This window comes from Streptomyces smyrnaeus (genome assembly GCF_017676345.1).
In the GTDB taxonomy this organism is placed as follows: Bacteria; Actinomycetota; Actinomycetes; order Streptomycetales; family Streptomycetaceae; genus Streptomyces; species Streptomyces smyrnaeus.
Window position 1 is genome coordinate 316617 of sequence record NZ_JAFFZM010000004.1, and the last position, 12304, is coordinate 328920.

Sequence of the window (12304 nt, forward strand, 5' to 3'; positions counted from 1 at the left end):
GATTGCCTGCGTGGTGGCAACCGGACACTCCCCACCGCTCCGCCCGGGCCACAAGCCGGCCGGTGCCCCGAAAGGAAACGACGCCACATGCCCGCATCGACGGCCATGCCCGACGCCGCCGCAGAGACCACCCCGGTCCTTTCCTACAGCCCCGTGGCGCTGCGGGTGCCCGGACGACCCGTGGACCTTTCGTTGCGGGTCACCGCGCCCGCGACCGGGAGCGACCTCCCGGTCGTCCTGCTCTCCCACGGCCACGGCGGAGCCCTCAACCTCTCCTCGGAGGACGGCTACATGCCGATCGCCCACCGCTGGGCGGCGGCCGGATTCGTCGTCGTCCAGCCCACCCACCTCAGCTCCCGGCGACTCGGCCACCTGTGGGAGACCACCCCGGGAGCGCCGCTGTTCTGGCGCTCCCGCGCCGAGGACATGATCAACGTCCTCGACCGGCTCGACGAGATCGAGAAGGACGTGCCGCTGCTCGCCGGGCGTATCGATCGTGACGCCATCGCCGTCGCCGGCCACTCCCTGGGCGGTTTCACGGCCGAGCTCCTGCTGGGCGCAGGGGTCACCGACCCCGACTCCGGACAACGGGTGAGGTACCTCGAACCACGCATCAAACAGGGCGTGCTGCTGGCCGCGCCCGGCCGGGGCGGCGACACCCTCAACGGACCGATGGCCGACCAGGTACCGGCCTTCCGCACCGTCGACTTCTCCACGATGACCCGGCCCGCGCTGGTCGTGGCCGGCGACCAGGACGACTCACAGCACTTCACGGACATGGGGCCGACCTGGCACCACGACCCCTACCACCTCGCACCTGGCCCCAAGACCCTGCTCACCGTCTTCGGAGCGGGGCACCTGCTCGGCGGGATCCAGGGATACGACGCCGCCGAGAGTGCCCAGTTGTCGGACGAGAACCCCCAACACGTCGCCGCGATCGCCCAGCTCACCGCGGCCTATCTGCGCGCCCGGTTCCACCGTGGCGACGACGCCTGGAGGCAGGCCCGGACCGAACTGACGACCGGCCCCGGTGCGGTCGGGCGCCTTGAGAGCAAGTAGCAACCGGCCCACCGCCGACATCAGCAAGGTGTGGAAATCTTCCTACGACGACAGGACAACTCGCATGACTCACCAGCAGAAGCCCATCGGCTCCGGATTCACCCCGGCGTCGACAGCCGATGAGATCCTCACCGGAACGCAGCTGACCGGCAGGAACATTGTCGTCACCGGCGGACACGCGGGTATCGGTCGCGAAGTCACCCGCGCCCTGACCGCCCGGGGCGCCTCCGTGACCGTCGGTTCACGCAGCCCGGAGCGGGCACGTGAAGCCGTGGCCGGGATCGACGGCGTCCAGGTCGGCCGGCTCGACCTGGCTGATCCCGCCTCGGTCGACGCATTCGCCGACCGATGGAAGGCGTCGGGACGCCCGCTTCACATTCTGATCAACTGTGCGGCAGTTGCGGCACCGGAGAAGCGGGAGGTGGACGCACGCGGCTATGAAGTGCAGTTCGCAGTCAACCACCTCGGCCATTTCCAGCTCACCCGCGCTCTGCTGCCCGCTCTGCAAGCCGCTCACGGAGCCCGGGTCGTCAACGTCACCTCCGGCGCCCACCGACTGTCCACCATCCGCTGGGACGACCCTCACTTCGACTCCGGCGACTACGCGCCGCTTCTGGCGTACGCCCAGTCGAAGTGCGCCAATGTCCTCTTCGCCGTCGAACTCGACCGTCGCTGGGCGGATGCCGGCATCCGCGGCTACGCGGCGCACCCAGGCGTGGTCGTGGGTACGGCGCTCAACGCCGCGGCCGGAGCGGACGGGTTGCGGGCCGCCGGGCTGATCGACGCGGACGGCCGGCCGATCATCGACCCGGTCGTCGGGAAGAAGACGGTGCAGCAAGGCGCCGCGACCATCGTGTTCGGCGCCGCGAGCCCGCTTCTCTCGGACATCGGCGGCGTCTATCTGAAGGACAGCGACGTGGCGCCGCTGGACGACGAGCAGCAGCCGGTGACGGCGGACAACATCCCGTCGGACGCGGCGTCACACTCTCTCGACCCCGACGGCGCCGTGCGACTCTGGGAGCTGAGCGAGCGACTGCTCGATTTCTGACGGTGTCTCGGTGCGGTGCGGACCTGGGCGAGGAAGAGTGGGCAGCCGGCCGGGGCCTAGGAAAGGCGCGGTACGTGGTCCGCCCACGCGAGGTCGTCGGCCGGCACCAGGGTGACGTCGGCGAGGGTCGCGGGCGTGACCCCTGTGAACGCCACCACGTCCCGGTGCAGGTGGGATTGGTCGGAGTAACCGCATTCGGCCGCGACCCGGGCCGCCTCCTGGCCCATGGCCAGGAGGGTGGCGGCGCGGTCGAAGCGGACGAGTCGCACCGCACGCTTGGGCGTGAGTCCGATCTGCGCGTGGAAGCGGGACCACAGCCGCTTGCGGCTCCAACCGAGTTCGGCGGCCAGTCCACCGACCCGTATGTGGTTGTGGTCGGCGACGATTCGGTCCCAGGCCCAGGTCAGCTCGGGGTCGATGGCGGGCTGCTCGGCGGACATGCGGGCCAGGAGCGTTTCCACCAGGGCGAAGCGTTCCTCCCAGGAAGCGGCCACGCCCAGTTGCTCAGCGATGCGCGCTGCCCGCCGGTGGCCCCACAGGTCGGCGAGGGACACCACGGAGCCTTCCAGATCCGCCGGGCCGACGCCCAACACCGTACGCGCCATCGCGGGGGACAGGCGCACCTGCAGCCACTCGACGTTCGCGGCCCGTATCCGTGCCGCGCCTCCGGAGCCGAACCCGACCCCGGTGACCAGGCTTTCCGCCTTCCGCTGCCCGGCGTCGTCGTAGATGACGGGCGCGCCGTCGCCGCACGCCAGTGCCAGCGTCACCACCGGATGCGGGTCGAGCCGGTGGTCGACCGGCGCCGGGCCGCGGTCGCGGAACCCGGACAGCACGACACCGGGTACGCGGCTGGGCCTGGTCGGGCGGGCGAGGGCCCAGACGGCGGCATCGTCGCCCTCACGCACGGCAGCTGGCATGAGCGCCATGGTACGTGGGCCGCTGACGGAAACATTTCTCCAATCCACCGGCTTGCACCGGCGGCGAAGGTGAGCGCATGTCTGAGACCCGAACCGCCCAGCCGCCGGGCGTGAGACGCTTGTTGCGCCCTTACGCCGGCGGCTTCGCCACCGTCGTCCTCCTGCAGATCGTCGGCGCGGTCGCCGGCCTCGTGCCGCTGCTCGCGGTCGTCGAGCTGGGCCGTACGCTGCTGGCGCCCGGCCCCGCTGCCCACGGCCACGTTCGCAACGTCGTCATCGCGGGCGCGGCCGGGCTCTTCGTGCGGCTGCTGTTCACGGCCGCGGCGTCCGGCGTCGGGCATCTGCTCGACGGCCATGTGCAGCTGTCGCTGCGCCGGCAGCTGGCCGCGAGCCTGGGGCGGATGCCGATCGGCCGACTGTCCCGGCGGCGCGGCGGTGAGCTGGCGAAGCTGGTGGGGGAGGACGTCAGCGCGCTGCATCCGGTCATCGCCCATACGCCCGGGGAGCTGGTGTCGGCGTTCGTGGTGCCGCTCATCTCGCTGGTCTATCTCGTCACCGTGGACTGGCGGCTGACGCTGATCACACTGATCCCCGTACTGCTGGCCGTGGCGCTGGTGCCGCTGATGATGACGCCGGCCCGGCTGCGGGAGCAGAAGGAGTTCGACGCGGCCATGGGGCGGATCTCGGCCTCCGTCGTCGAATTCGTCCAGGGCATCGCCGTGGTCAAGGCGTTCGGCGGCGCCGACCGCGCGCACCGCGAGTTCCGTACCGCCGTGGACGACTTCACACACAGCTTCTACGCGATGGTGCGCGGCCTGTCCGGGGTCGCGGCGGGGATGCAGGTGGCGCTGTCGCCGCCGTTCGTGCTGCTGGCGGTGCTGATCGGCGGCGCGTACCGGATCACCGGCGGTGGACTCGCGCCGGCCGATCTGCTGCCATTCCTGCTGCTCGGACTGGGACTGACGGCTCCGGTGGCCGCGCTCGGGCACGGCTTCGACGACCTGCAGGCCGCGCGGCGCGCGCTCGGCCGGATCCGGGACGTGCTCGCCGAACAGGCGCTGCCCGAACCCGCGCAACCGGTCGCGCCGCGGGGGAACCGGGTGGAGCTGCGCGGGGTCCGCTTCGGGTACGAGGCCGACCGCGAAGTCCTGCGCGGCGTCGACCTCGTACTCGAACCGGGCACGGTGACGGCGGTCGTCGGGCCGTCGGGGAGCGGCAAGTCCACGCTGGTGCAGCTGCTGCCGCGGTTCTTCGACCCGGACCACGGCGCGGTGCTGCTCGGCGGCGTCGATCTGCGCGAGGTGGCCGGCCGCGAGCTGTACCGGAGGGTCTCGTTCGTCTTCCAGGACGTACGGCTGCTGCGCGCCTCGGTCGCCGACAACATCGCCCTGGCCGTGCCGCACGCCGACCACGACGACGTGGTCCGCGCCGCCCGGCTGGCGAACATCCACGACCGGATCCTCGAGCTGCCGCGCGGCTACGACGCGGTGATCGGCGAGGACGCCCGGCTGTCCGGCGGTGAGGCGCAGCGTATCTCGATCGCCCGCGCCCTGCTCGCCGACGCCCCGGTGCTGGTCCTCGACGAGGCGACCGCCTTCGCCGACCCGCGGACCGAGGCGACGGTCCGTGAGGCTCTGACGCTGACCCGGGGCGAGCGGACGACGCTGGTCATCGCCCACCGGATGGAGACGATCGCCGATGCCGACACCGTCGTGATGCTGCGTGACGGGCAGATCGTCGAGCAGGGCACACCCGCGGAACTGGTCGCGCACGACGGGGAGTTCGCCGCGTTCTGGAAGTTCCACACCGGTGTGACCGAAGGGGAGGAGACCCGATGATCACCATGCTGCTGCGTGTGCTCGGCCGCGAGTACGCCGGACGGGTGCGCCGCACCGTCGCCCTCATGACCGCGACCGCCCTCGCCGAAGGCCTGTCGTACGCCCTGCTGGTCCCCGTGCTGCGGGCGCTGTTCGGCGGCACGCCCGACGACGCCTGGCCCTGGCTGCTCGCCTTCGGCGCCGCGGTCGTGGGCTACGCCGTGCTGCGCTACATCAGCGACCGGTCCGGCTTCCGCGCCGGGACCACGATGCTGCACGGCATGTACCACCGGCTCGGCGATCACCTCGCCCGGCTGCCCATCGGCTGGTACCGGCCGGGCCGCGTCGGCGAGGTGTCCGTCCTCGCGAGCCAAGGCGTGCTGCAGGCGATGGGCGTGATCGCGCACCTGCTGGCGCCGTTCATCTCCGCCTGTGTGACGCCGCTGACGATCGTCGGCGTGATGCTCGTCTTCAACTGGCAGCTGGGCCTCGCCGCCTTGGCCGCCGCGCCCGTCGTCGCCGCGGTCCAGCTCCGTACGGCACGCGCCACCACCGCCACCGACACCCAGCGCGTCGCCCGCGAGCGCGAGGCCACCGACCGCGTCATCGAATACCTCCAGGCCCAGCCGGTGCTGCGGGCGGGCGGCCGCACCGTCGAGCGCTTCCAACTGCTCGACGACTCCCTCGCCGACCAGCAGCACGCCTCCCGCCGGGCCACGCTGGCGGCGCTGCCCGGTGTGCTGGGGCTGGCGGCCACCGTGCAGGCGGTGTTCACCGCCTTGCTCGCCCTGGGCGCTTACCTCGCCCTCGGCGGGGACATCGGCGCGGCCGAGGTCCTGGCCGTCCTGGTGCTCGCCGCCCGCTGCGCGGACCCGCTGCTCTCGCTCGCCGAGATCGGCGGAAGCCTGCGCGCCGCCCGCGCCGAGCTGGCGTGCCTCGACGAGGTGCTGCACGCCGAGCCGCTGCCGGAGCCGTGCGAACCGCTCCGACCGACGGGTCACGACGTGGAGTTCGACGCCGTCACCTTCCGCCACGGCGGCCGTACCGTGGCCGACGCGGTGTCGCTGTCCGTGCCGGAGGGGCAGCGGCTGGCCGTCGTCGGCCCGTCGGGCGCGGGCAAGACCACGCTGCTGCAGCTGCTCGCTCGGTTCTACGACGTGGATGCCGGCGCGGTGCGGGTGGGGGGTGTGGACGTACGGGAGATGGCGACAGCAGAGCTGATGGCGCGGATCGCCATCGTCTTCCAGGACGTCTATCTCTTCGACGGCACCATCGAGGACAACGTGCGCCTCGGCCGTCCGGACGCCACCGACGCCGAGGTGCGTGCCGCCGCAGCCGCGGCACTGCTGGACGAGGTGGTCGAGCGGTTGCCCGGCGGCTGGTCGGCGCACGTCGGCGAGGGCGGCGCGCTGCTGTCCGGCGGCGAGCGGCAGCGCATCGCGATCGCACGGGCACTGCTGAAGGACGCGCCCGTCGTGCTGCTCGACGAGGTGACCTCGGCCCTGGACCCGGTCAGTGAGGCCGCCGTGCACACCGGGATCGAGCGGCTGATGGCGGGCCGGACGGTGGTGATGGTCGCGCACCGGATGCGCACCGTCCGCCGCGCCGACCGGGTCGCCTTCCTGGACGGCGGTCGCATCGTCGAGCAGGGCAGCCACGACGAGCTGCTGCGGCGGGGCGGGCGTTACGCCGAGTACTGGGACCTCACGCTGTCACCGGCCGGCCCGGCGTGAGGTCCCAGCCGACCCTTCGCCCTCGGGTGGGGAGGCCCCTGCAACGGGACGCCGGGGCCGGACCAGGACGGTTGCGGCGGACAGCACTGCGGGGGCCGCTGCAAGCGCGAAGCACCAGAAAAAGGGGATGCGGCCCATACAGGCCGCCGATGGCGCTGCCGGCGGACAGAGCAGGCGTTCCTCAAGGTGGGCGCCCAGCCAGGAGCGCGCGATGGTGCGTCACGGCGCTCGGTGTCGCCGATCACTGGATGCAGCTTTCAACACGTTCAACACACCCGCGCCGACAGCGGGTTGTACTCTCCGCTCGCCAGTGAGAAAGGTGTACGAAGGAGGAGAAGCCCAGCAACGACGGCTGTGCCGTTGCCGCTGCGTTGCTACTGGCAAGAGTCTGCTCAGGTCGTTACAGCGGTTTGCCCCGCAGGGGGCAGCCGGACTGGTGGTGGTCCCCGTTGCGCAGCAGCTCGACGTCACGGACGACTGGTCTGCCCCGTGCGCCGGGAAGAGTGCCGCTGCTGGGTCATGCCTGGCCGATGATGCGTGACCCTCTGCGGTTCGCCGGGTCCTTGTCCGACCGTGGTGATCTGGTTGAGGTGCGTCTGGGGCCGGTACGAGCCTGCGTACCCTGCCATCCCGACCTGCTGTGGCGGGTGTTGACCGACGACCGTACGTTCGACAAGGGCGGCCCCTTCTTCGACCGGGTACGCAGCACGATCGGCAACGGGGTCGGCAGCTGCCCGTACCACGAGCACCGCAGACAGCGGCGGCTCATCCAGCCCTCCTTCCACCCCGAGCGGCTGAAACGGTACGCGACGGTGATGGAGCAGGAGGCCGCCGCGCTGACGGACGAGTGGGAGCACGGGCAGACTGTCGACGTCTACCGTGCGTTGTACGGCGCCGCTCTGCGTACGGTGCTGCGGAGCCTGTTCGCCACCCGGCTCGACGCCGAGGCGGCGGCCGGGTTCCGGGAATCGGTGGAGACGGTGCTCGACCAGCTCACCGCCCGGATGTTCCTGCCGCGAACGCTCCAACGTCTGCCCCTGCCGGCCAACCGCAGGTTCGACCGCGCCGTGGCCGAGCTGCGGCGCGGTATCGAGAGCCTGGTCGCCGAGTACCGGCGTGGCGGCACGGACCGCGGAGATCTGCTCTCCGCCCTCATCACCGCGCGCGACGAGACGGCGCACGACCAGGCCGCACCCGGCGGCGACAGCCTGGACGACACCGAGATCCACGATCAGGTTCTGACCATGCTGGCTGCCGGTTCCGACAGTGTCGCCGCGGCCGTGTCCTGGGCGCTGTACCTGCTGGACCGCACCCCCGAGGCGCTGGCCCGGCTCCAGCGGGAAGTCGACGCCGTGCTCGGTGGCGGGCCCGCGAGAGGCGGGAGCGTGCCGGAACTGCCGTACACAGGGCAGGTGATCATGGAGGCGTTGCGCCTGTATCCGCCGGGCTGGCTGTTCACCCGGGTCACCACCGAACGGACGGAACTGGGCGGGCACCAGTTGCCGCCCGGCACCACCGTGGCCTTCTGCGCCCCCGCGGTGCACCGGCGTACGGGGCTGTACGACCACCCCGACGCCTTCGACCCGGACCGCTGGCTGCCCGAGCGCGCCCGTACCCTGCCCAAAGGGGCCTTCGCCGCCTTCGGCGGTGGCGCCCGCAAATGCGCCGGCGACACCTTCGGCCTCACCGAGAGCACGCTGTTGCTCGCCGCCGTCGTCGGCCGGTGGCGGCTGCGGCGCGCTCCCGGCAGCGACGTACGCCCGGTGGCCCTGTCCACAGCCCTACGTCCTCGCCGTCTGCTGATGGAGACCTCCACCCGGCACGCGCGTACGGCGCAGGACGGGCAGTCGTGAACGCCACGCCACACCCCTCTGTGCCGCATTCCCTCCGCATCAACCCCCTGACGGCCACCCTCGAATCCGCCCCCGTAACGGCGCCACAGACCCCCAGAGCCCTTCCGCGAGGCACTGCATGCGCACCGCCGACACTCTCTCGATCGAACTCCCGCCGCGCTACTGTCCTCTCCCCACAGCGCGCCATCCCGACGAGGCAGCCCTGGCCCGACACACCGCCGACTGGATCAACCAGTTCGCACCCGCGCTGACACCCCGGCAAAAGGCCCGCATGCGCGGCAACGACTGCCCCGGCTTCTACGGGCGGATCATGCCCCGAGCCCCGGCCGAACGGCTGCGACTGGCAGTGGACTGGTGCACATTGATGTTCCACCTCGATGACGCGTACGACGAAGGGCACACACGATCCGCCGCCGATCGCACGGGCCGCTTCGCGGACCTGACCACCAGGCTCGTACGGGTTCTGGAGGCCCCCGACGCGCGGGTGGACAGCCCCGATGACACGTTTGACACCTTCATTCCGGCGGTACGGGACCTGGCACTGCGAGCGCACCGGTGGGCCACCCCTGCCCAGGTGCGGCGCTGCGTCGAAGCACACCGGGCCTGGTTCCTCGCCATGCTGTGGGAGTTCGGCCACCGTGCCGCACACAGCACGCCGGCGCTCAACGACTACGCCCACCTGCGCCGGCACACCGCGGCGGGTGCCGCCACGCTGGCCTGGGCGGAGATCATCGACGGGGAAGAGATACCCGACCGGGAGCTGTCCTCACCTCTCGTAGGAGCTCTGACCGAACTCGCTTTCACCACCGCCGCCTTCGACGACGACCTCTTCTCCTACGGCAAGGAGCAGTGGGTTGCCCGCCACGAAGGTACCCCGCCGTCCGGACTCGGGCTCGTGGAGATCCTGCGCCGCGAGCGCAGTTGCACCCAGCAGGAAGCACTGCGGACGGCGACGGAGCTGTGCAACCGGCTCACCCACCGCTACATCGAGCTCCGCGAGCAGGTCGGTCCGCTTGCGAGCCGTCCCCTGCGCGCCTACCTGGACCACTTGGACCACCTGCTGCCCGGAAACCTCGAATGGGGCCTGAGCGCCGACCGTTACCGCAACCCCGACGGCCGCTCACCCGGTGCTGTCACCACCACGGGATCCTGGACTCGGACCCCACCCGCCGACACCTCCCCACCCCCGATCCCCTCCATCGCCTGGTGGTGGGACTCCCTCGACCAATGAAGCGACCCACACTCCGGACGAAGGGGTGGTGCCTCGGCCTCGTGGAACCGCCCATCCGGTCCCGGGCCGCCGCCCCGGTACCGGGGCGAGGCCGAGCTGGTCGGCTCCGCCTTCCATGGACGGGAAGCGAGAAGCGCGGCATCGGCCACCCCGTGTGCGTCGGTCAGCACCGGGGGCCGGGGCCCGGGACTGCACACTGCTGAATCAGGCCTTGCGCGGCAGTTCCTCGTGGACTTCACCCGGCCAGAAGAAGTCGGTGATGAGAAACCACGAGCTGTCCTGCTGTTCGAAATGGACGACCACACCACTTGCATTTCTTCACAAGGAGAAAGGGCTCAAATACCCGGTGACAGCTCGGTGCTGCCGAATCGGCGGCGTGCGCAAAGGCGTGGTCTTCCGGTGGTCAACGCACAGCCCCGGCAGGGGTGGCCCTGCCGGGGCGTGTTCCGTCAGTGTGGTTCAGCAGCGGCGCCAGCCGCCGGGCCAGCTGCCATTGCCGCGCGGACGCCACCAGCAATTGTTGTCTGTGCCGATGGTCGCCACGCCGACCGGGCTGGTGGCGTAGGTGCCATTGGGCGCGGCGGTACGGGCCTTGCCGCCGAGGCTCTTCCAGCCGCTAGCGCCTTTCCAGATGTGCCACACGGCGTAGTTGGTGCCGACCACGAAGTACTCGTAGTTGCCGCCACCCCAGTCGTACCTGAAGTAGTCGAACCCGCATACGCGGTAGCCACGGTGGCCGTAGGCGTCAATGGCGCAGGCGGCTTTGACCGACGCCTTGTCCTTGGAGCCTTCGAACTTCTTGACGATCGGCTTGGACCGCAGTTGCGGTGTGTCCTTGGCTGCGGCCGTCCCGGGTACAGCGAGGCTGACGCCGATGGCTAAGGCAGCCGTTGCTGCAGCGGTCAAGGATCGAACTGATGCCACGGTTCCCCTCCCTTGATTTCCCCACGCCCGCCGCCAAGCCGGATTCATACCCGCTGGGGGCCGGGCGTGTGTCGGGGGGAACATATCCAGGGGAACTTTCAGCGGGCAATGAACGCTGATGCGGTTGCCTTGCGTTTGAGACATTCCGCTTCGGGAGACTTCTCGCGCAGTCAGCGTTCCACCGGAAATGGAAATCCGGAGCACCGGCCAAGGATTCCCCACCTGCTGGTCAAGGGTGAGAGGCTCTCGGGGTGGCTGATCCGATCACGGCGGTCGCCGGGCCGTTCCTGCGAGACCGGGAGCGGCACCGACGCGCGAGTGTGGGGTCGGCAGGCTCTGCCAGGGGGCGGGCACCGTACGAGCGAGCCGTGGAGCCGGGTCGGCGGCAGCCTGGCCCGCGCTCATTGCGGAAGTGGCGTGCGAGATGTGCGGCCGCGGGTGCGCAGCCGCCGCGTCACCCGGAGCATGAGCGCCGACGCGGCCAGGCAGTGGACGCCCATGGCCGCGATCTGTCCCGGATAGCTGACGCCGCCGTCGATCAGCAGGCCGCTCACCCCCGGGCCCACCGCCGCCGCGCAGACCAGGACCGCCACCACGACCGCGCGGATGGCGCCGAGGTGCCCGACGCCGTACACCTCCGGCCAGGTCGCCCCGAACAGGCTGAGCGACAAGCCGTTGGTGACGCCGTACAGCGCCATGAAGGCGAAGACGCTCCACTGGCCGTCCGCCGAACTCAGGACGAGCAGTCCGCAGCCGAGCGGCAGCAGGAAGTACGGCAGCATGGTCAGCGCGGTCAGCCGGTCGAGCATGTGACCGCCTGCCAGGTTGAAGACCACGGTCGTCGCGGCGGACGCCGCGAACGCCGACCCGCTCGCCTCCGGCGACCAGTGGCGCAGCTCGGCCAGGTACGCCTGGTGGAAGAAGACCGTGTTGCCGATCAGCGCCGGCGCCGCGACGGCCGGCATCAGCAGATAGAAGTACGGGTCACGCAGTGCTTCGGCACGGGTCCAGGTGGGAGCGGTCGCCGCGGTGACCGCCGCACCCTCGGTGCCACCGCTCGGCCGGCGCTCCCGCGCGAACAGCAGCGGGAGCAAGCAGCCGGCAACGGCCAGCACCGCGGCGGCCCCCCACCACGCGGACCGCCAGCCGACCCCGGCAGCCACCGCGACGGCCAGCATCGGGAGCAGCGCCTCGCCCGTGTTCAGCCCCAGCGTCGCCACCGACACCGCCCGCCCGCGCTGATGGGTGAACCAGCGCCCCATCAGGGTGAACGAGGTGTGCGTCATCATGCCCTGCCCGAAGAAGCGGAGCAGCACCAGAGCCGCGAACAGCACCGCCACATGCGGTGACAGGGCCATGGCGACCGCGCCCAGGGCGAGCGGCGGTACGGTGACGCGGACCACCGCGCGTGCGGAGTGATGGTCGATGACATGGCCGGCCCGGACCAGGGTGAAGGCGCCCACCAGCGTCGCCGCCGTGTACAGGCCGCCGAACGTGCCGTGTGAGAGCTCGTGTTCCGTACGAATGTCGTCGGAGAAGAGCGAGATGAAGAAGGTCTGGCCGAAGGACGAGAGGAAGAAGAGCAGGAAGCCCCCGGACAGCAGCCGCACGTCACCGCGGGCAAAACCACCGGTCGCCGGTGCTCGGCTACTGCTCCGGGGCACGTCCTCGGCCCTGCTCTCGGCCATGCGCTTCGTCCTGCTCCCGGGCATGCGCTTG

At 71.1% G+C, this 12304-nt stretch carries 9 protein-coding genes; 6 read left to right on the forward strand and 3 right to left on the reverse strand.

All coding sequences use genetic code 11. From position 1 onward, the window contains the following. Nucleotides 1-87: 87 nt before the first annotated feature. Nucleotides 88-1059, forward strand: a complete 972-nt coding sequence (locus JW613_RS09470; protein ID WP_209210254.1) for an alpha/beta hydrolase family protein — start codon at nucleotides 88-90, stop codon at nucleotides 1057-1059. Nucleotides 1060-1123: 64 nt separating this feature from the next. Further along, nucleotides 1124-2107, forward strand: coding sequence for an SDR family NAD(P)-dependent oxidoreductase (locus JW613_RS09475; RefSeq protein ID WP_209210255.1), 984 nt, complete (start codon nucleotides 1124-1126; stop codon nucleotides 2105-2107). Nucleotides 2108-2163: 56 nt separating this feature from the next. Here JW613_RS09475 and JW613_RS09480 read toward each other — a convergent pair whose 3' ends face one another. Then, nucleotides 2164-3027 (reverse strand): helix-turn-helix domain-containing protein, encoded by an 864-nt coding sequence (locus JW613_RS09480; RefSeq protein WP_209210256.1) that lies wholly within the window; start codon nucleotides 3025-3027, stop codon nucleotides 2164-2166. A 77-nt stretch (nucleotides 3028-3104) separates the two neighbouring features. Between JW613_RS09480 and JW613_RS09485 the strand changes: the two genes are divergently transcribed. The 4 genes from JW613_RS09485 to JW613_RS09500 all read left to right on the forward strand — a co-directional run bounded on the left by JW613_RS09485 (nucleotide 3105) and on the right by JW613_RS09500 (nucleotide 9661). After that, nucleotides 3105-4865, forward strand: a complete 1761-nt coding sequence (locus JW613_RS09485) for an ABC transporter ATP-binding protein (protein WP_209210257.1) — start codon at nucleotides 3105-3107, stop codon at nucleotides 4863-4865. After that, on the forward strand, nucleotides 4862-6577 hold the full coding sequence (locus JW613_RS09490; RefSeq protein ID WP_209210258.1) for an ABC transporter ATP-binding protein: 1716 nt from the start codon (nucleotides 4862-4864) through the stop codon (nucleotides 6575-6577). The genes JW613_RS09485 and JW613_RS09490 overlap by 4 nt, the downstream gene beginning before the upstream one ends. Before the next feature lie 449 nt (nucleotides 6578-7026). Beyond that, nucleotides 7027-8430: a cytochrome P450 gene (locus JW613_RS09495; protein ID WP_280635121.1), complete on the forward strand. Its 1404-nt coding sequence runs from the start codon at nucleotides 7027-7029 to the stop codon at nucleotides 8428-8430. 118 nt (nucleotides 8431-8548) lie between these two features. After that, a complete protein-coding gene (locus JW613_RS09500; RefSeq protein ID WP_209210260.1) occupies nucleotides 8549-9661 on the forward strand; it encodes a cattleyene synthase in 1113 nt (370 codons plus the stop codon). 459 nt (nucleotides 9662-10120) lie between these two features. On the opposite strand, the gene JW613_RS09505 is transcribed toward JW613_RS09500, so the two are convergent. Then, nucleotides 10121-10567: a PLL family lectin gene (locus JW613_RS09505; protein ID WP_209210261.1), complete on the reverse strand. Its 447-nt coding sequence runs from the start codon at nucleotides 10565-10567 to the stop codon at nucleotides 10121-10123. 419 nt (nucleotides 10568-10986) lie between these two features. Further along, complete coding sequence (locus JW613_RS09510; protein WP_209210262.1) at nucleotides 10987-12273, reverse strand: MFS transporter; 1287 nt, start codon at nucleotides 12271-12273, stop codon at nucleotides 10987-10989. Nucleotides 12274-12304: the final 31 nt, after the last annotated feature.

What these genes read in the sequence shown, in the direction of transcription:
- JW613_RS09470 (WP_209210254.1), top strand. Translation starts at nt 88, where the DNA reads ATGCCCGCATCGACGGCCATGCCCGACGCCGCCGCAGAGACCACCCCG.
- JW613_RS09475 (WP_209210255.1), top strand. Translation starts at nt 1,124, where the DNA reads ATGACTCACCAGCAGAAGCCCATCGGCTCCGGATTCACCCCGGCGTCG.
- JW613_RS09480 (WP_209210256.1), bottom strand. Translation starts at nt 3,027, where the DNA reads ATGCCAGCTGCCGTGCGTGAGGGCGACGATGCCGCCGTCTGGGCCCTC.
- JW613_RS09485 (WP_209210257.1), top strand. Translation starts at nt 3,105, where the DNA reads ATGTCTGAGACCCGAACCGCCCAGCCGCCGGGCGTGAGACGCTTGTTG.
- JW613_RS09490 (WP_209210258.1), top strand. Translation starts at nt 4,862, where the DNA reads ATGATCACCATGCTGCTGCGTGTGCTCGGCCGCGAGTACGCCGGACGG.
- JW613_RS09500 (WP_209210260.1), top strand. Translation starts at nt 8,549, where the DNA reads ATGCGCACCGCCGACACTCTCTCGATCGAACTCCCGCCGCGCTACTGT.
- JW613_RS09510 (WP_209210262.1), bottom strand. Translation starts at nt 12,273, where the DNA reads ATGGCCGAGAGCAGGGCCGAGGACGTGCCCCGGAGCAGTAGCCGAGCA.